15 protein-coding genes and 1 riboswitch are annotated in these 19140 nt (G+C 29.6%); of the genes, 7 read left to right on the top strand and 8 right to left on the bottom strand.

What is annotated here, in order from left to right; translation table 11 throughout:
- Window positions 1-63: 63 nt before the first annotated feature.
- The 5 genes from LPB302_RS01790 to LPB302_RS01770 all read right to left on the bottom strand — a co-directional run bounded on the left by LPB302_RS01790 (window position 64) and on the right by LPB302_RS01770 (window position 5753).
- Window positions 64-612, bottom strand: coding sequence for a nucleotide exchange factor GrpE (locus tag LPB302_RS01790; RefSeq protein WP_053975344.1), 549 nt, complete (start codon window positions 610-612; stop codon window positions 64-66).
- 84 nt (window positions 613-696) lie between these two features.
- Window positions 697-1248 (bottom strand): NUMOD4 domain-containing protein, encoded by a 552-nt coding sequence (locus tag LPB302_RS01785; RefSeq protein WP_053974638.1) that lies wholly within the window; start codon window positions 1246-1248, stop codon window positions 697-699.
- Between the two features lie 82 nt (window positions 1249-1330).
- Window positions 1331-2638, bottom strand: a complete 1308-nt coding sequence (gene murA / locus LPB302_RS01780) for a UDP-N-acetylglucosamine 1-carboxyvinyltransferase (protein ID WP_053974637.1) — start codon at window positions 2636-2638, stop codon at window positions 1331-1333.
- A gap of 3 nt (window positions 2639-2641) precedes the next feature.
- Window positions 2642-3292 (bottom strand): DUF4290 domain-containing protein, encoded by a 651-nt coding sequence (locus tag LPB302_RS01775; RefSeq protein ID WP_053974636.1) that lies wholly within the window; start codon window positions 3290-3292, stop codon window positions 2642-2644.
- 136 nt (window positions 3293-3428) lie between these two features.
- Window positions 3429-5753 (bottom strand): ATP-dependent helicase, encoded by a 2325-nt coding sequence (locus tag LPB302_RS01770; RefSeq protein ID WP_053974635.1) that lies wholly within the window; start codon window positions 5751-5753, stop codon window positions 3429-3431.
- Window positions 5754-5963: 210 nt separating this feature from the next.
- On the opposite strand from LPB302_RS01770, the gene LPB302_RS01765 reads away from it, so the two are divergent.
- The gene (locus tag LPB302_RS01765; protein ID WP_053974634.1) at window positions 5964-6476 is read left to right on the top strand and encodes a DUF7935 family protein; all 513 of its coding nucleotides are present in this window, start codon (window positions 5964-5966) and stop codon (window positions 6474-6476) included.
- A gap of 273 nt (window positions 6477-6749) precedes the next feature.
- Here LPB302_RS01765 and LPB302_RS01760 read toward each other — a convergent pair whose 3' ends face one another.
- On the bottom strand, window positions 6750-8654 hold the full coding sequence (locus LPB302_RS01760; protein WP_053974633.1) for a TonB-dependent receptor plug domain-containing protein: 1905 nt from the start codon (window positions 8652-8654) through the stop codon (window positions 6750-6752).
- Window positions 8655-8737: 83 nt separating this feature from the next.
- Window positions 8738-8936, bottom strand: a riboswitch (cobalamin riboswitch).
- Between the two features lie 75 nt (window positions 8937-9011).
- On the opposite strand from LPB302_RS01760, the gene guaC reads away from it, so the two are divergent.
- Together guaC and LPB302_RS01750 are read left to right on the top strand one after the other, a co-directional pair.
- Entirely contained in the window at window positions 9012-10049 is a 1038-nt protein-coding gene (guaC, locus tag LPB302_RS01755) for a GMP reductase (RefSeq protein ID WP_053974632.1), read from the top strand.
- Window positions 10049-11176, top strand: coding sequence for an ABC transporter substrate-binding protein (locus LPB302_RS01750; protein WP_053974631.1), 1128 nt, complete (start codon window positions 10049-10051; stop codon window positions 11174-11176). Before guaC ends, LPB302_RS01750 begins: the two co-directional genes overlap by 1 nt.
- 65 nt (window positions 11177-11241) lie before the next feature.
- Here LPB302_RS01750 and LPB302_RS01745 read toward each other — a convergent pair whose 3' ends face one another.
- Entirely contained in the window at window positions 11242-13980 is a 2739-nt protein-coding gene (locus tag LPB302_RS01745) for a DNA gyrase/topoisomerase IV subunit A (RefSeq protein ID WP_053974630.1), read from the bottom strand.
- Window positions 13981-13983: 3 nt separating this feature from the next.
- Window positions 13984-15843: a DNA topoisomerase IV subunit B gene (locus tag LPB302_RS01740; RefSeq protein ID WP_053974629.1), complete on the bottom strand. Its 1860-nt coding sequence runs from the start codon at window positions 15841-15843 to the stop codon at window positions 13984-13986.
- A 278-nt stretch (window positions 15844-16121) separates the two neighbouring features.
- Between LPB302_RS01740 and lysA the strand changes: the two genes are divergently transcribed.
- The 4 genes from lysA to LPB302_RS01720 all read left to right on the top strand — a co-directional run bounded on the left by lysA (window position 16122) and on the right by LPB302_RS01720 (window position 19140).
- Entirely contained in the window at window positions 16122-17366 is a 1245-nt protein-coding gene (lysA, locus tag LPB302_RS01735; protein ID WP_053974628.1) for a diaminopimelate decarboxylase, read from the top strand.
- 90 nt (window positions 17367-17456) lie between these two features.
- Complete coding sequence (locus LPB302_RS01730) at window positions 17457-18068, top strand: fumarylacetoacetate hydrolase family protein (RefSeq protein WP_053974627.1); 612 nt, start codon at window positions 17457-17459, stop codon at window positions 18066-18068.
- 11 nt (window positions 18069-18079) lie between these two features.
- A complete protein-coding gene (locus LPB302_RS01725) occupies window positions 18080-18595 on the top strand; it encodes a GNAT family N-acetyltransferase (RefSeq protein ID WP_053974626.1) in 516 nt (171 codons plus the stop codon).
- A 23-nt stretch (window positions 18596-18618) separates the two neighbouring features.
- A complete protein-coding gene (locus LPB302_RS01720) occupies window positions 18619-19140 on the top strand; it encodes a hypothetical protein (protein ID WP_053974625.1) in 522 nt (173 codons plus the stop codon).

The raw sequence follows: 19140 nt of genomic DNA, 5'->3' as shown, positions 1-19140 counted from the left end.
TTCAATTATCAATTAACAGTAATCAATGAAAACTGGTAATTGTGCATTGTTAATTGGAATTATTTACTGTCCTATTACAACTTTTGGATAACGTATAACTTTATCACCTAATTTATAACCTTTTTCTACGCAGTCTATAATTTTACCTTTCATGTCATCAGAAGGTGCTGGAATTTGAGTGATTGCTTCATGAATTTCAGCATCAAATGTGTCTCCTGCTTTTGTTTCAATTTTCGATAAACCTTTCTGCTCTAAAGTATTATAAAATTTATTGTAAATTAATAAAACTCCTTTTCTTAATTCTTCTGCCTCTTTATCATCTTCAATATGTGTTAAAGCGCGCTCAAAATCATCTACAATTGGCAGTAAAGATGTCATTAATTCTTGACCTGCTGTTTTGAATAATTCGATTCTTTCTCTAGAAGTACGTTTTTTATAATTTTCGAACTCTGCAAATAACCTTAAAAACTTATCTTTTTCTGCTTGAATTTGCTCTTCAGCAGTTGGTTCTTTCTTTACTTCTTCAGCTTCAATATCTTGATTTTCTTCAACTTGCGAATTTACTTGCTCGTTGTTTATTTCTTCTTCTTGTATATTTTCTTTCTTACTCATTTCTTTGTAATCGTTAAATTGTCTACAATTTATAGACAAAAACATTGCCAATAAAAAAATAGTGCCAATTTGACACTATTTGATTTAAATTTTAACATGAGACCAATTCTCACCTGTTTTTATGCGATGAATTTGCATATCTGATACACCAAATCGCTTGGCAATCATAGAAATTCTGGTTCTTTTGTTTTTTAATTGACGTTTGATAATCTTTACTTTACCCTCACTCAATTTTCCAATATTTCTACTCCTCTTTTTCACAACACCTTCCCAAGTAGGGTTGTTAAATTGATGCAATTCTTTTTCTCTTTTTGTTGCCCATTTTAAATTACTAATTTCATTATTAGTTTTATCATAATCTAAATGAATTACAAAACGTTGCTCATCATTTTCTTTTGTGATAAAATGTTGTGCAACAAGCTTATGAACATATCTACTAGTAGATTTTTTATTCACTTCTTGTTTAAGGGAAATGGTTTCATAACCATTAATAAACGTTTTATTTCTAAGGTAAGGAACCTCTGTGTTACAATTAATTACCCTGCCATAATTAGAGATTTGATATTTCTCTTTTACAGCTATTTTTTCATCAAACTGAATGTCTTTCCATTCTTCATTATACAAGTTTCTAATCATGTTTAAAAAAGTTAAATTATGGGGTATTCAAAATTTACTCTTTTTCTTTTCGAAACTTTTTCTTAGCAATAAGATTTTATTTTTACGCTACTCTTTCAATTTTTGCGCCAATAGATTTTAATCTAGCTTCTATATTTTCATAACCTCTATCTATTTGTTCTATGTTATGAATGGTGCTAGTTCCTTTGGCTGATAAAGCAGCAATTAATAATGAAATTCCAGCTCTAATATCTGGAGAAGTCATTGTTGTTGCCTTTAATGCACTTTGAAAATTATGCCCAATTACAGTAGCTCTATGAGGATCGCACAAAATAACTTTGGCACCCATATCTATTAACTTATCTACAAAGAACAGCCTACTTTCAAACATTTTTTGATGTATTAAAACTGTACCTTTTGCTTGCGTTGCAATAACCAATACAATACTTAATAAATCTGGAGTAAATCCTGGCCAAGGAGCATCTGCCACTGTTAATACAGAACCATCTATATAATTCTGAATCTCATAAGATTCTTGTTCTGGAATATAAATATCATCTCCTCTTTTCTCAAACTGAATTCCTAGTTTTCTAAAAACATTAGGAATCTGCCCTAAATTATCCCAACTAACATCTTTGATTGTTAATTCTGATTTTGTCATTACAGCAACACCAATCCAAGATCCAATTTCAATCATATCTGGTAAAACTCTATGTTCACAACCTCCTAAAGCATCTACTCCATTTATAACTAATAAATTTGAGCCAACACCTGTAATATTTGCACCCATAGCATTTAACATCTTACATAATTGTTGAATGTAAGGTTCACAAGCTGCATTGTAAATTGTTGTTGTACCAGTAGCCAAAACTGACGCCATTAAAATATTTGCAGTACCTGTTACAGAAGCTTCATCTAGCAACATGTCTGTACCAAAAAGCTCATCTGCTTCTACACCATAAAAATGTTCTTCCTTATTATATCTGAATTTTGCACCTAATCTAATAAAACCTTCAAAGTGTGTATCTAATCTTCTACGACCAATTTTATCTCCTCCAGGTCTTGGTATGTAACCTTTACCAAATCTTGCTAAAAGAGGACCAACTATCATAATAGAGCCTCTTAAAGAACTACCATCTTTCTTAAAATTTTCTGATTCTAAGTATTCTAATTTTAATTCATCTGCTTGAAATGAATATGAATTACTGCCTAATTTTTCAATCTTTACTCCTAATTCTCCAAGTATAAAAATTAGTTTATTTACATCAATAATATCTGGTACATTATTAACAATTACTTTTTCAGGAGTTAATAATACAGCACATAAAATTTGTAATACTTCATTTTTTGCTCCTTGAGGTGTGATGGTTCCATTCAATTTATGACCACCTTCTATTTTAAATGATGCCATTGTTTAATATCTTTTTCTACCTTTATTATTGGTGTGAGATTTTTTGTGATTGCTTTTAGAATGATTCTGACCTTGAGAATTTCTTTTCTTTAATAAATTTTTACTTTCTGAAAGTGCCTCTTCAGATTCTCTTAAATCTATTTTTTTATCAGATAAGTCATATAAATGCTTAAATATTACAGCATCATCTACAGTATCCTTATTCCAATTTAAATAACACTTCTTCATGTGATTAGCAATAGTATATACTAATGCCTCTTTCTTATCTCCATCTTCCCAACTTAGTGCAACATCTATCATAGTTTGAATATTGTTACCATAATAACGATATCTTGATGCTGATTTTGGGTATGCTAAACCTTCTGGTTTTTCTTGCAATTCTTCTTTAGAAGGAATTGGATAAGGAGAATCTACATCTAAATTAAATTTAGACATGATAAAAAGTTGATCCCAAAGTTTATGCTTAAAATCTGGCACGTCTCTTAAATGGGGTTGTAAATTACCCATAACATCAACAATTGCTAATGCCATTTTATTGCGCTCTTCTTTGGTTTCTAAAGCAACACAATGATTTACTAATTTTTGTATGTGTCTTCCATATTCTGGAATAATCATTAATGTTCTTTCTGAATTATATTCTAAATCGAATGTCATTTATCTATTTTTGTGAAGTGTATTATCGAATTAAAATTCCATTTTAAGTAATGAAAACTTTTCGATTTGCTAACTATACTATTGTAGTTCTTAAACGTTGCAAAATAACACTTTATTTTTATTTAAGGTTAATTTTTTAACCAATCACTTTTAATTTAGCAAATTGTAGTAATAATTTCTTTTTACCAACAGTACTAAACTTAATTTCTGCTTTTTGATTTGGACCTTTACCTTCTAAAGCAATTACCTCTCCTGCCCCAAACCTATTATGTTCTACAATGTTACCAACTGCTACATTACCATCAAATAAATTGGTTTTTTGTGTAGTTGCTTGTGATACCTTTTTAAGGTTTTTCGGAATTATAATTTCTTTCTTCTTGGCTAAATCTCGCTCCATTTTTTTACGCTGAATTGGTTTTTGAAAACGAATTCCTTTTGGAGCATCATCGAACAAACTTTTATCTACAAAACGATTTATAGATGGCTCAGGCATTTTTGGAGCTATATAATGCAAATATTGATCGTCTATTTCTTCTAAAAACCTACTTGGCTCTGCATCTACTAATTTACCCCATCTGTAACGAGTTTGTGCATAACTTAAATAAGCAACTTTTTCTGCTCTTGTTAAAGCTACATAAAATAACCTGCGTTCTTCTTCTAATTCGCTTCTAGTATTCATACTCATTGCAGAAGGAAATAAATTCTCTTCTAAACCAACAATGTAAACATATAAATATTCTAATCCTTTAGATTGATGTATGGTCATTAAAGAGACACTTGGCTTATCGCTATTTTTTTTGGAATCGAAATCTGTAGCCAAAGCAACATCTTCTAAAAATGTAGTTAATGATGCATCTTCACCTTCTTCAATCTTATCTGTAATAAAATCTTTAATTCCGTTTAAAAGTTCTTGAACGTTTTCTACTTTACTTACTGCTTCTGGTGTACCATCTTTTTCTAGATCTTTTATCAGCCTAGTTTCTTTAACTACAACTTCTGCAATTTCGAATGCATTCTTAGTTTGTGCTTCTATTTGCAATCTAAGAATCATATTCATAAAATTCTGTAACTTATTTTTTGTTCCAGAATTTATTTTGATGTCAATCTTATCAATGTATTTAATAATTTCAAAGATTGATTTTTTGTAATGATTTGCAGCTATCGTTAATCTATCTATAGTTGTTGCACCTATACCTCTTGCAGGGTAATTGATGATTCTTTTTAAAGCTTCTTCATCATTTGGATTAATTAGAATTCTTAAATAACTTAAGATATCTTTTATTTCCTTTCTTTGATAAAATGAAATTCCACCATAAATAGTATAATCTATATTCTTTTTTCTTAAGGCATCTTCAATAGCTCTGGACTGTGAATTTGTTCTGTATAAAACACAAAAATTATCTGGAGTTAATTGATGATTCATCATGTTTTCCCAAATAGATTGAGCTACAAAACGCCCTTCTTCACCATCAGAAATTGTACGCATTACGTTTATAGAATCTCCTGCATCATTACTTGTCCAGACTTCTTTATCTAATTTGGTTTTGTTTCTTGCAATAACTGAGTTTGCTGCATTTACAATATTTTTTGTAGATCTGTAATTCTGCTCTAGTTTAAAAGTTTTAACATCTGGATAATCCTTTTGAAAATTAAGAATATTCTGAATGTTTGCTCCTCTAAAACTATAGATACTTTGTGAATCATCACCAACCACACAAATATTACCAAATTTATCTGCCAAAGCTCTAACAATAATATACTGAGAATGATTTGTATCTTGATACTCATCTACCATAATATATCTAAACCTGTCTTGATATTTGGCTAAAACATCTGGAAAACGTGCTAATAACTCATTAGTTCTTAAGAGTAAATCATCAAAATCCATAGCTCCAGATTTAAAACATCTGTCTACATACTCTCTATAGATTTCACCTACTTTTGGTCTGCTTGCATGCATATCTGCTTCTTGCAAATCAGAATTATTAAAATAAGCTCTTACTGTAATTAAGCTATTCTTAAATGATGATATTCTGCCTAAAATCTGTTTTGGTTTATAGCGTTCTTTATCTAAATTCATTTCTTTAATGATTGTGCCCATTAATCGAACTGAATCTTGCGTATCGTAAATTGTAAAGTTTGAAGGAAAACCTAGCTTATCTGCTTCTGAACGTAGAATTCTTGCAAAAACCGAGTGAAATGTACCCATCCAAAGATTTTTAGCTTCACTTTGCCCAACAACACCTGCAATTCTCTCTTTCATTTCACGAGCGGCTTTGTTAGTAAATGTTAAAGATAAAATATTAAAAGCATCTACTCCAGATTGCATTAGGTGTGCAATTCTATAGGTTAATACTCTTGTTTTTCCAGAACCTGCACCTGCAATAATAATCATAGGACCATCTTTTTGCAATACAGCTTGCTTTTGAGGTTCGTTTAAGGAATCTAAATAGGTATTCAATAGTTTGTTTTGAAAGATTTTATGAAAGTGTGAAATTAGCGAAACTAATCGTTTTTATAAAGTAAGATTGCTGGTTTTTATTCACATTTTTCAAAAATAAATTACAAAATTAAATTTAAATAATATTGTCAAAATCTTTCAAAGCTATTATCTATTAATTCAACTTAAAACACGAAAAAATTTGCTAATTTCGATAAAATTAAATTTTAGATGGAAGATAAAATTTTAGAAAGCATTGCCTACATTTTACCAGCTACTGTAACTGGCTTGGTTGCTTATTATATGTTTACTGGCTTTCTTAATCAAAAAAGCAAAGACAAACAATTAGATTTATTAGCTTTAAAAAAGAAAGAAGCATTACCAATAAAATTACAAGCTTATGAAAGGATGCTATTGTTCTGCGATAGAATTAACCCTACTAAAATGGTAGTTAGAGTTGCTCCTATTACTGATAACACAAACGATTACCTTCAACTTTTAATAGCAAATATTGAGCAAGAATTAGAACACAACTTTGTGCAACAACTTTATGTTACTGAAACAAGTTGGAGAACAATAATAGCTACAAAAACTACAATTATAAAAAATCTTCAAATAATTGCAAATGAATCTAATTCTGCAAAAGACTTAAGAGAGAATATCTTAATTGAATATGGTAAGAAAACTTCAATTAGTGAAACAGCTACTGCAGTTATTAAAAATGAAGTGGCTAAACTAATTTAATAAGAAAAGCCTTCTTGAAGAAGGCTTTTCTATGTATGATATGTTCAATATCATAAAATTGGGGGACATTAAATTGTAATTAAGTTAAACTTAATAAAATACTATAAACAGTACATTATTCTTAAAAACTAATTCATTATTATACAGATAGTTGTAAAATTTCGTATTATAAATATAATAATAATAATTAACAAAAGATAATCATTGTCTTAAATAGTTGTTAAATTCAAATTATTAAATTTAATAATATAACTCAAAATCTATCAATTTCAACTACAGGTTAATTTTAAGACCTAAATTATAATTTCTTCCTCTTGTTGTAAACCCTGCAATTTCTTGAAAATCTTCGTTTAAAATATTCGTGAGACTTCCATAAAATGTAACTTTATTATCTAAAATACTGTGGTTTATAAATAAGTCGAATAAATTATAAGAGTCTAAGTTAACATTACCAAAATCTTGAGTTTCATCTACCCATCTGTAGCTTAAAGAAGTAAAAGTATTTTTGGCTAAATTATAATTGGCTTTAATAAAGAACTTATTCTGAGGTATCTTTAACAATAAATTTTCATCTCTATCTATAAAGGTATAATTCGCTAATAAGTTAAGCTCATTTGTTACATTATAAATTATTTCAGTTTCAAAACCTTTTGCTGAGAATGTTCCTAAATCATTTATGGTTTGAAAGGTATTTGGATCGTAACCAATTTTATTAGTTTCTTCTCTATAAAAATAGGTTGCATTAAATGTAATTTTATCACCTAAAGATACATCAAATCCACCTTCTACTGTTGTTGTTTCCTCTGGCAACAGTTCATCTATACTAGGTAATTTTGTAAAAATTTCTGATAATGTAGGTGTTATAAAAGCAGTGCTATAAGATGCAAATACTTTAACATTATTTTCATCAATATTAAAGTTATATGATGGGTTTACATTGTATACAAAGTTGTTACCATATTCACTATGAATATTTAACCTACCTCCTACATTTAAATTTAAACCAGTTTCTGACATATAATTTAAAGACAAATATGGGTCGTAAAAATGTTGTTTACCTGAACCTTCTTCAATAGTACTAAAAGATGTTCTTTGAGTCATATCTTGATATTGAGAAGTAACTCCTGCAAGAAAAGAAAATTCATCATTAAACGTATAATTATTGTAAATATCAAAACCATATACTTCTCCATTAAAGAAATTATCAGATGGAGTTTCTGTTCTATTAATATCTGTAAAAAAAGTTCTAATTTTTAAAGCTCCATTTGTGTAGGTATAATCTGCATTAATACCTACTCTTTTTTGTACACTATTTAAGTTATTATCTCTATCTGCAGGAATACTAGCAAATGTTACAGGATCAAAATCAAAACCATCAAAATCTGTAGAAAATTCATCAAAGCTTGTCAATAAACCTATTTTAAAATTTTCATTAAGTGCATAATTTAATTTTAACATCACATTTTGCCTTGCAAAATTATCTTCTTCAAATTGGTTAGATGTAGTACTTTCTGCAGCAGATAATCCAGATGAACCATTTGCATTAAGTGCTAATAGATAATCTAAATTACCTAAAGTACCATTAAAATTAAAATTTGTCGAAAATTCTTCTGCAGATAAATTGCTATTTTCACTAGAGGTATTAGAGCCTATAGAACTATTAAATGAACCATTGAACCCTTGCTTTGATGCTTTTTTAAGAATGATATTAATTACACCTGTAGCAGCACCTGTACCATATAAAGTAGAAGAAGCTCCTTTTAAAATTTCAATTTTCTCTACTTGATTAATATCAATTTGACGTAAATCAAAATCTCCATTAAAAGAACTTGGATCATTTACATTAACACCATCTAATAAAATAGCAACTTGTCTATTTCTACCTCCTCTAATATAATATCCTAAATTTTGACCTTTTGTACTAAAATTACCATTAATTTCAACTCCAGGTACATCATTTAACAAGTCAACTATGGTTTTACCTTGACTGTTTTCTATAGTTTCTTGTGTAATTTGATATACTACTTTACCAACATTTTTTTTGTTGGTTGCAAACTTAGTAGCTGTAACAACTACTTCATTTAAGGCTTCAACTTTCTCTTTCTTTTCTTGAGAAAGCACATTTTTGCTGACAATACTACATGCCAAAACACTAACAATTAATAATTGTTTTTTCATTTTTTAATAAATTTGATTTACAATAAATCAGGTAAATTTAGTGTACATAAAATAGTAGTACATAAACTTTTATCCCGAAAGTTTTTATCTCATGATTAAGGGCAGGTCTCCTGACTTGCGTCTTGTAACAAACCTTCCCAACAAATAATAGTCAGTGGTTAAAGAATTAGTTACAAGCTTTGTAGCTTACAGTTGCGGGTACAGCTCTGGATTTTAACCAGATTCCCTTTTAATTTAATGCAAAATGATTTTTACATTAAAACCAAAAATCGCTGCAAATATATGTGCTTTATTACTTATAATCTAATTAAAAGCCATTCAAATTATATATCTTTAAACCTTAATTTAAAATGATAGATGAGAATAGAAAATGAATTAAAACTTGGTTTTAAAGATGTAATGATAAGACCTAAAAGATCCACACTAAAATCTAGGTCACAGGTTAGCCTTGAAAGAAATTTTAAATTTTTACATAGCGATATTACTTGGACAGGTGTACCAATTATGGCTGCAAATATGGATACAGTTGGTACTTTTGAAATGGCTAAAGAATTGGCTAGGCACAAAATGTTTACGGCCATTCATAAACATTATAGTATAGAAGAGTGGAGAAATTTTGCAGAGAATAGTCCAAAAGAAATTTTAAACAACATCGCAATTAGTACTGGAACAGGAAAAGAGGATTCAATTAAAGTAAAAAAGGTCTTAGAAGAATTTCCTCAAATTAATTTTATATGTATTGATGTTGCAAATGGCTACTCAGAGCATTTTGTAGAGTTTGTAAAACATATGCGTTCTGAACATCCAAAAAAAGTAATTATAGCAGGTAATGTTGTTACTGGTGAAATGGTAGAAGAATTACTTTTGGCTGGAGCAGATATAATTAAAGTAGGTATTGGACCTGGTTCTGTATGTACAACTCGTGTTAAAACTGGTGTGGGATATCCTCAATTATCAGCAATAATTGAATGTGCAGATGCTGCTCATGGAATGGGTGGACATATTATTTCTGATGGTGGTTGTAAAATTCCTGGTGATCTTTCTAAAGCATTTGGTGGTAGTGCAGATTTTGTTATGTTAGGTGGAATGCTTGCAGGACATTCAGAAAGTGGTGGAGAAACCATTGAAAAAAATGGAGAAAAGTTCAAAGTTTTTTACGGAATGAGTTCAGAAACAGCCATGAATAAATATGCTGGAGGAGTAGCAAATTATAGAGCATCTGAAGGTAAAATAGTAGAAGTTCCTTTTAAAGGTAATGTTGAAAATACTATAATTGATATTTTAGGCGGAATTAGATCTACATGTACTTATGTTGGCGCTAGCAAATTGAAAGAATTAACAAAAAGAACAACTTTCATTAGAGTTCAAGAACAAGAAAATCAAGTTTATTCATAATGAAAACAAAAATTTTCCTAATTGCATTATTGAGCATTTTAATTTCATCCTGTAAAAAGGAAACTAAAAAGAATACATCAAATTTAGAGTCAAGTATTTCTATTAAATACGCGAAAGGTTTTTCATTAAAAGTAGAGGATGGAGTAAAAAAATTAATAATTAATGCTCCTTATCAAAATACAAACAAAACGTTCGAATATATTATTTCTAGTGAATCTTTAGAGAGTAAGAGAAAAATCAATCATATTTATGTTCCCATAAGTAAAATGGTAATTACCTCAACTACTCATGTACCAATGGTTGAGTTGTTAGGTGAAGAGAATTCTATTGCTGGTTTTCCTTATGCTAAATATGTTTCTTCTGAAAAAACTAGGGCATTAATTGATGATGGAAAAATAAAAGAAATAGGTAAAGAATCTTCTTTAAACACAGAGATTTTATTGGATTTACAGCCAGATTTAGTGGTTGGTTATAGTGTTTCGTCTGCAGACAAATCACTAACTACCATAGAAAAATCTGGAATTCCTGTTATTTATAATGGAGATTGGCTAGAAGAAACACCCTTAGGAAGAGCTGAATGGATTAAGTTTTTTGGAGTTCTTTACAATAAAGAGAAAGAGGCAGATAGCATATTTAATATTATTGAAAAAAATTATTTAAATGCAAGGGCCCTTGCTAGTAAAACAGAAAAACAGCCAACTATACTTTCTGGTGCTATAATGAATAAAGATATTTGGAATTTACCTGCAGGAGACAGTTTTGTTGCTCAGTTTCTAAAAGATGCAAACCTTAATTATCTCTGGCAAAATACAGAAGGTAAAGGAAGCCTTTCTTTAAGCTTTGAAAGTATTTTTGACAAAGGAGCAAATGCAGATTTTTGGATTGCTCCAGGTTATTTTTCTTCCAAAGAACAAATGTTACAGAATAACCAAATTTACCAGCAATTTGATGCTTTTAAAGAAGATAAAATTTACACACCTTCTACTAAAAAAGGGGCTACAGGAGGAATTATTTATTATGAATTAGCGCCAACAAGACCTGATTTGGTTCTAAAAGATTTAATTAAAATTACCAACCCAGATCTGTTGAAGAATTATGAACTAACATTTTTTGAAAAGATGCAGTAATTCAGTTTTAACGATATAAAAAAAAACTCTCAATTAAATTGAGAGTTTTTTTTATTTACTAATAGCTAAAAAAGTTTAGTTTGATTTTCATCATCTAATTTCTTTTGTTCAGCCTTTTTCTTAGCTATCGATTTCTGAAGTGCTATTTTAGCCTTCTCTTCAGCTGATAGCTCCTCAGCTATTGGCTTTTTAATATCAGTTTCAGAGATTTCTAAGGGTAGTTTTTCTTCCAAAACCTCTTCATCTACAACTTCAATTTCCTCAAAATTTTCTTCTTCTGGTTCTTCGAAAGGCAGCGATTCTAACAAGTTAACATTTTTAATTTTGTCTGTTGTTAATTGGTTTCCTAAAGCCTTAATACCTTTAACAGCTATAAATTCTTCAAAATTCACTTCTTCATTCTCTAAGCTTCTTTTTGAGAATTGAACCTCTGCCATTGGCCTATAATCTGTGGCAACAATTTCTAACTGACTTTTAGGATGATCTGAAATAAACTCCTCTTCCTTTTCTGGAGTTTCAATAACAAAACGTTTTACATAATAACGTTCTTTTTCACCATCAAAATAAATTACTGATATTGGTTTGGCAGGTTTCCACTTTTCCAATACAATCATATCATCTTCAAAATGCATAGCCAAATCTGGCTTAACAGCTTTTGCCTTTCCACTTTGAGTAATAATTAACAATTTATCTTCTGCTTTAAATTCACCTAAAAGCTCTCCTCTATTATCTACATTTAAACGTTGAACAGCATCATCGAACCAGATTTTTCTAGGTTTTAATGTAGAAACTCCTTCAGACTTAAAATCAACACTTTTAATTGCATATTTGGTAATTGTATTTCCACGAACACCTCTACCTTTTACAGCTAAATCAGCGAAATCAATATCCCATTTTAGCTTCTTTACACTACCTACTGCTCTCAAATTAATGCTTACAACCTCTGCTTCTCCATTAGGATTTGCAGAAAAATAATGAACTATAGAACCTTTACTTTCATTCGCTAAATTATACTCTTTATCTCTTGTTACAGAGGTTACATTAAAACGTTTCATGTAACTAGGACCACTTTTTCCATCTCTGTACATCATATTATACACAGTACGTTTGTCTTTCTTTTTAAAGACAGCAATATGTATAATATCTTTACCTACAAAAGTTTTAGCATCTACCTTTGTAACTAGCATTACACCATCTTTTCTAAAGATAATTATATCATCTATATCAGAGCAGTCAGTAACAAATTCGTCTCTTTTTAAAGAAGTACCAATAAAGCCTTCTGCCCTATTTACATATAACTTAGCATTATTCATTGCTACTTTAGATGCGACAATGTCATCAAAGATTCTTATTTCTGTTTTACGTTCTTTACCTTTTCCATAAGTATCTTTTAAACGTTTAAAATAATTTATGGCAAATTCAATCAAATTGTCTAAATGATGCTTAACACCAGCAATTTTATCTTCTAAACTTTCTATAAATTGTTTGGCTTTATCAATATCAAATTTTGATATTTTTTTAATACGAATTTCTGTTAACCTTACAATATCTTCTTCTGTAACTGCTCTTTTTAAATGCTTGATATGTGGCTGTAGACCTTTATCAATAGCCTCAATAACACCTTGCCAAGTTTCTTCTTCTTCAATATCTCTATAGATTCTATTCTCAATAAAAATTCGTTCTAAAGATGAAAAATGCCATTGTTCCTCTAATTCATTTAACTGAATTTCTAGCTCACGCTTCAACAATTCTACAGTTAAATCTGTTGAATGTTTTAGCATATCAGAAACGCCTGTAAAAACAGGTGTATTATCTTTAATTGTACAGGCTAATGGTGAAATTGATGTTTCACAATTTGTAAAAGCATATAAAGCATCTATTGATTTATCTGGAGAAACATTGGGTGGCAAATGCACTAAAATTTCTACTTCTGCAGCTGTATTATCTTCAATCTTTTTTATCTTGATTTTACCTTTATCATTGGCTTTAAGAATACTATCAATTAAAGAAGATGTTGTTGTAGAAAAAGGAATTTCTGTAATAACTAAGGTCTTTTTATCTAGTTGAGATATTTTAGCTCTAATCCTTACCTTTCCTCCTCTTTTACCATCATTATAATTGGTAAAATCTGCAATACCTCCTGTTAAAAAATCGGGTACTATTTTAAAACTTCTACCTTTTAAATATTTAATAGAAGCATCTATCAACTCATTAAAATTATGTGGTAATATTTTAGTTGATAAACCAACTGCAATACCTTCTGCACCTTGAGCCAGTAATAATGGAAACTTTACTGGTAAATCTATAGGTTCTTTTCTTCGACCATCATAAGATAACTTCCAATCTGTAGTTTTTGGATTAAAAACAACATCTAAAGCAAATTTAGATAAACGTGCTTCTATATATCTTGATGCTGCAGCTCTATCTCCTGTTAAGATATTACCCCAGTTTCCTTGCATATCAATAAGCAATTCTTTCTGACCAATTTGAACCATGGCATCTGCAATAGATGCATCTCCATGAGGATGATACTGCATTGTGTGCCCTACAATATTGGCAACTTTGTTGTAACGTCCATCATCCAGATCTTTCATAGAATGCATTATTCTACGTTGTACAGGTTTTAAACCATCTTCTAAAGAAGGTACAGCTCTTTCTAAAATTACATAAGAAGCATAATCTAAAAACCATTCTTTGTACATTCCTGTAACTTTGGTAATGGTTTCTTCTTGTTGCGAATCTGCATTAGAATCTAGATTCGTTAACTCTTCTTCGTGTTCGTTTTCGTTAATTTCTTCGCTCATGTTCTAAACTTCCTCTTCTACGTAATCTAATTCAACCTTTAAATTATTGATGATAAATTTTTGTCTATCAGGTGTATTCTTACCCATATAGAATTGCAACATTTGTTCTATAGACATTTCTTTATCTAACATTACAGGATCTAAACGAATGTCATCACCAATAAAATGAACAAATTCATTTGGTGATATTTCACCCAAACCTTTAAATCTAGTAATTTCTGGTTTTCCTTTTAACTTTTCTATGGCTTCTCGTTTTTCTTCATCTGAATAACAATAGAACGTTTGTTTTTTATTTCTTACTCGAAACAATGGTGTTTCAAGAATATATAAATGCCCTTCTTTTATCAATTCTGGAAAAAATTGCAGAAAAAATGTAATTAATAACAAACGAATATGCATACCATCAACATCTGCATCTGTTGCAATTACAATATTATTATATCTTAAATCTTCTAAGCCATCTTCGATATTTAAAGCTGCCTGCAAAAGATTAAATTCCTCATTTTCGTAAACAATTTTCTTGCTTAATCCATAAGAATTTAAAGGTTTCCCTTTTAAACTAAAAACAGCTTGTGTGTTTACATTTCTAGATTTTGTTATAGAACCAGAAGCAGAATCTCCCTCTGTTATAAATAGCGTAGTTTCTAAATAATTTTCTTTTTTAATATCACCTAAATGAATTCTACAATCACGTAGTTTCTTATTGTGTAAACTTGCTTTTTTAGCTCTATCTCTAGCTAATTTTCGAATTCCTGAAAGTTCTTTACGCTCTTTTTCTGCTTGAACAATTTTCTTTAGAAGCTTATCTGCTACTTCTGTATTTTTATGCAGATAATTATCCAACTTTGTTTTTACAAAATCGTTAATATAAGTTCTTACTGTAGGTAAATCTCCACCCATATCTGTAGAACCTAATTTTGTTTTTGTCTGACTTTCAAAAACGGGTTCCATCACTTTTATAGCAATTGCTGCAATAATAGATTTACGAATATCTGAAGCCTCAAAATTCTTACCATAAAATTCACGAATGGTTTTTACAATAGCTTCTCTAAAAGCTGATTGATGAGTACCACCTTGAGTTGTATGCTGACCATTTACAAAAGAATAATACTCTTCTGAATATTGCGTTTTACTATGAGTTAGTGCAACTTCTATATCATCTCCTTTTAAGTGGATAATAGGATACAGCATATCATCTGTATTGTTATTATCTTCAAGTAGATCTTTTAATCCGTTTTTAGAAAAGAATTTTTCGCCGTTAAAAATTATGGTTAATCCTGGATTTAGATATACATAATTTTTTAACATTTTAGCTACGTATTCATTTCTGAACTTGTAGTTTTTAAATATGGTTTCATCTGGTACAAATGAAACTTTAGTACCTTTTCTACGTGAAGTTTCTTCTAAAAATTCTTCGTTTTCTAAATTTCCTTGACTAAATTCTGCTGAAGCCGATTTTCCTTCTCTTGAAGATTCTACTCTAAAGTATGAAGAAAGTGCGTTTACTGCTTTTGTACCAACTCCATTTAAACCTACAGATTTTTTAAAGGCTTTAGAGTCATACTTCCCTCCAGTATTCATTTTAGAAACAACATCAACCACTTTTCCTAAAGGAATTCCACGTCCATAATCACGAACAGTAACTTTGCTACCCTGTATAGAAATTTCGATGGTTTTACCTGCACCCATCACATATTCATCTATAGAGTTATCTAAAACCTCCTTTACTAGAATATAAATACCATCATCTGCAGAAGAACCATCACCTAATTTTCCAATATACATTCCTGGACGCATTCTAATATGCTCTTTCCAGTCTAATGATCTAATATTATCTTCTGTATATTTTGTTTCTTTACTCATGTAATCGCTTACTATTATTAGGATTGAAGTATTTGCAAGATAGGATTATCATCCTAAAAATAAAATAGCTAAATTAATTAGTTATCAACAGGATTTCAACGGTTTTTTGCCTTTGGCTTTGGGCTATTTGCCTTTTGCTTTTAGCTAATTTCGAACAATGAAAAAGCGAAAAGCGAAAACAGAAAAATCACAAAAAAAAACAATATGTTGTATTTTTAAACAAATACTTCTTGATTACTAATTTTAGTTACTTTTGAACAGAATTAAAATGATGAATTGTGGAAAACACTCAACTTATAGAATTAGCAAATAAATATGGAAGCCCCTTATATGTTTATGATACAGATAAAATTGCTTCTCAATACAATAGATTAACAAGCGCTTTTAGTAACGTAAAAAATCTTAAATTAAATTATGCAGTTAAAGCACTATCTAATGTAAATATTTTAAAATTCTTTAAAAACTTAGGTGCAGGTTTAGACACTGTTTCTTATCAAGAAGTGCAATTGGGTTTAACTACAGGAATTAACCCTAAAAATATTATTTACACACCTAATGGAGTTTCTTTACAAGAAATTGAAGAAGTGGCAAAATTAGGAGTTCAAATTAATATTGATAATTTATCTATCTTAGAAATTTTTGGCCAAAAACATCCAGAAATTCCTGTTTGTGTAAGAATCAACCCACATATTATGGCTGGTGGAAATTCTAAAATTTCTGTAGGTCATATAGATTCTAAATTCGGAATTTCTATTCATCAAGTTCCACATATAAAACGAGTTGTTGAAAATACAGGTATGAATATCAATGGTATTCACATGCATACAGGCTCTGATATTTTAGATATTGACACTTTTTTACGTGCTTCAGATATTTTATTTGATGTAGCTCGTCAATTTAAAAATATTGATTTTATCGATTTTGGAAGTGGCTTTAAAGTGCCTTATAAAGAAGGAGATATTTCTACAGATATTGAACAGTTAGGAATTCAACTTTCTGAAAGGTTCAATGAGTTCTGTGCAGATTATGGTAAAGACATCACTTTAATGTTCGAACCTGGAAAATTTTTAGTTTCAGAGGCTGGTGTTTTTCTTGCAAAAGTAAATGTTGTAAAACAAACAACATCAACCGTTTTTGCGCATGTAGATTCTGGTTTTAATCATTTAGTAAGACCAATGATGTATGATTCATATCATCATATCACAAACATCTCTAATCCAGAAGGTAGAGATCGTTATTACTCTGTTGTAGGTTACATTTGTGAAACAGATACTTTTGCATCTAATAGAAGAATTGCAGAAATTTCTGAAGAAGATGTATTATGTTTCCATAATGCAGGCGCTTATTGTTTTTCAATGGCATCTAACTATAATTCGCGTTATTTACCTGCAGAAGTTATGCTTGTAGATGGTAAAGATTATTTGATTAGAAAAAGACAAACCATTCAAGATATTTTAAACAATCAAGAAAATGTTGAGCTTCCATCAAAAAAAGAAGTAGAAAAGGCAGAAGTAACAGCTTAGAACAACATTTCAAAATTTATAAAATCCACTAAAGAACATATTTTTTTAGTGGATATTTTTTTACATTTACTCTAATTAAAAAACCAACACATGAAAATTCTAGGTATAGGTAGCAATTACGTAACAGACTTAAAAGACATTCCAGAAAAAAAGAAAGGTAAAAAGTTTATTTTTTCTAAACCAGAGTCTAGCTTGGCTGTTAATTGCGATGTTGAGTATCCTTCTAAAATTACCAACGAATTAATTTATGAGGTTGAATTAGTGGTTAAAGTTGGAAAGGAAGGTAAAAATATAACTAAAGAAAATGCAAATTCTTACATTTCCGAAATTGCTATTGGTATAGATTATACAGCCAAAGATATTTTAACGAAGGCCAGAGAAACAAAACATCCTTGGGAGTTTGCAAAAGGTTTTGATGGTGCTGCACCTATCTCTACCTTTAAATCTATTGAAAACTATGATTTAGGCAACATAGATTTTGATTTAAAAATAAATGGAGAAGAAAAGCAAAAAAGTAACACAGCTTATATGATTAATGATTTTGCTGATATTATTTCTTTTATTTCTGAATATATGACTTTACAACCTGGAGACTTAATTTTTACAGGAACACCAGCCTTAGGTAAAGGAGAGATTTTTAAAGGTGATCAATTACAATGTTCTATAAATGGTGAATTGCTACTAGATTTTAAAATGATATAATTATAAATTGGATGAAGATTAGACAGTCTACCTTAAAGGATGTGCCAAGCATTATGACTATTATAGACGATGCAAAAGCCTACTTAGCATCTCAAAATATTGATCAATGGCAAAATGGTTATCCTAATGAAGAGCAGGTTAAAAACGACATCGAAAAAGAGGAAAGTTATGTAGTTGTAAATGACGATAATCAAGTCATGGCAACTTCAATGTTCACCTTAAGAAAAGAACCAACTTATAAAGAAGTCATTGATGGTAAATGGCTTAATTCTGAAGAAGAAACTTATGGAGTAGTTCATAGATTAGCTATTAAAAAGGAATACAGAAAACTAGGTTTAGCTACTTTTTTATTTGATGATTTTCATCAACAATTAAAAAATAAAAATATTAAAAGTTTAAAAATTGATACTCATGAAGATAATTTGGGTATGCAATCTCTTATAAAGAAACTTGGTTATCAATATTGTGGAATTATTTACACAAGTTATAATGCAAAAAGATTGGCTTTTGAGAAAATAATTAGTTAATTTGGAGAATATAATTTTTCAGAATGACTCTTTTTAGAAAAGCATTATTATTATTTATTTTCGTTTTCATATTGTCTTGTAGCAGTTCTGAAGAGGATTGTAAAAAAACTATTATAGTTCAATATAGTTATACAATTGTAGCTCCTACAGGAACCACAATTATACCAGAAATTTCTCGAGTTGTAGATTGCGATTTTCCAGAACCAGATGTGGCAGAAACTATTGAAGAATTACCAAGGTTAAACGATTTTTCTTATGAAGTTACTGAGTTGATTGTCATACCAGATACTGGTAATAATACTAGCAGAGTATCTTATAAAATAACCATCAGTAATTTAAGTGATGCCAATGTTAAAGGCATTCCATATGTAACTACTAGAATCAATAATGATTCCTTTACTTCTTCCAGTGCAAACACAAGCAATTGTTTAGAATTACAAGCTAATTCTAGTTGTGAAATCACTTATGATGTAGAAAGTTCTTTAAACCTAGGAAGTTTAACCAGCTTCGAAATTATAGATGTAAATTATTTAATTACACAATAG

The sequence above is a fragment of the Polaribacter dokdonensis genome (assembly GCF_024362345.1).
GTDB classification, from domain to species: domain Bacteria; phylum Bacteroidota; class Bacteroidia; order Flavobacteriales; family Flavobacteriaceae; genus Polaribacter; species Polaribacter dokdonensis.
This window is presented reverse-complemented; position numbering and strand designations above follow the sequence as displayed.

Coding starts and splice junctions, on each gene's coding strand:
- LPB302_RS01790 (WP_053975344.1), bottom strand. CDS start 612: ATGAGTAAGAAAGAAAATATACAAGAAGAAGAAATAAACAACGAGCAA.
- LPB302_RS01785 (WP_053974638.1), bottom strand. CDS start 1,248: ATGATTAGAAACTTGTATAATGAAGAATGGAAAGACATTCAGTTTGAT.
- murA (WP_053974637.1), bottom strand. CDS start 2,638: ATGGCATCATTTAAAATAGAAGGTGGTCATAAATTGAATGGAACCATC.
- LPB302_RS01775 (WP_053974636.1), bottom strand. CDS start 3,292: ATGACATTCGATTTAGAATATAATTCAGAAAGAACATTAATGATTATT.
- LPB302_RS01765 (WP_053974634.1), top strand. CDS start 5,964: ATGGAAGATAAAATTTTAGAAAGCATTGCCTACATTTTACCAGCTACT.
- LPB302_RS01760 (WP_053974633.1), bottom strand. CDS start 8,654: ATGAAAAAACAATTATTAATTGTTAGTGTTTTGGCATGTAGTATTGTC.
- guaC (WP_053974632.1), top strand. CDS start 9,012: ATGAGAATAGAAAATGAATTAAAACTTGGTTTTAAAGATGTAATGATA.
- LPB302_RS01750 (WP_053974631.1), top strand. CDS start 10,049: ATGAAAACAAAAATTTTCCTAATTGCATTATTGAGCATTTTAATTTCA.
- LPB302_RS01745 (WP_053974630.1), bottom strand. CDS start 13,980: ATGAGCGAAGAAATTAACGAAAACGAACACGAAGAAGAGTTAACGAAT.
- LPB302_RS01740 (WP_053974629.1), bottom strand. CDS start 15,843: ATGAGTAAAGAAACAAAATATACAGAAGATAATATTAGATCATTAGAC.
- LPB302_RS01730 (WP_053974627.1), top strand. CDS start 17,457: ATGAAAATTCTAGGTATAGGTAGCAATTACGTAACAGACTTAAAAGAC.
- LPB302_RS01725 (WP_053974626.1), top strand. CDS start 18,080: ATGAAGATTAGACAGTCTACCTTAAAGGATGTGCCAAGCATTATGACT.
- LPB302_RS01720 (WP_053974625.1), top strand. CDS start 18,619: ATGACTCTTTTTAGAAAAGCATTATTATTATTTATTTTCGTTTTCATA.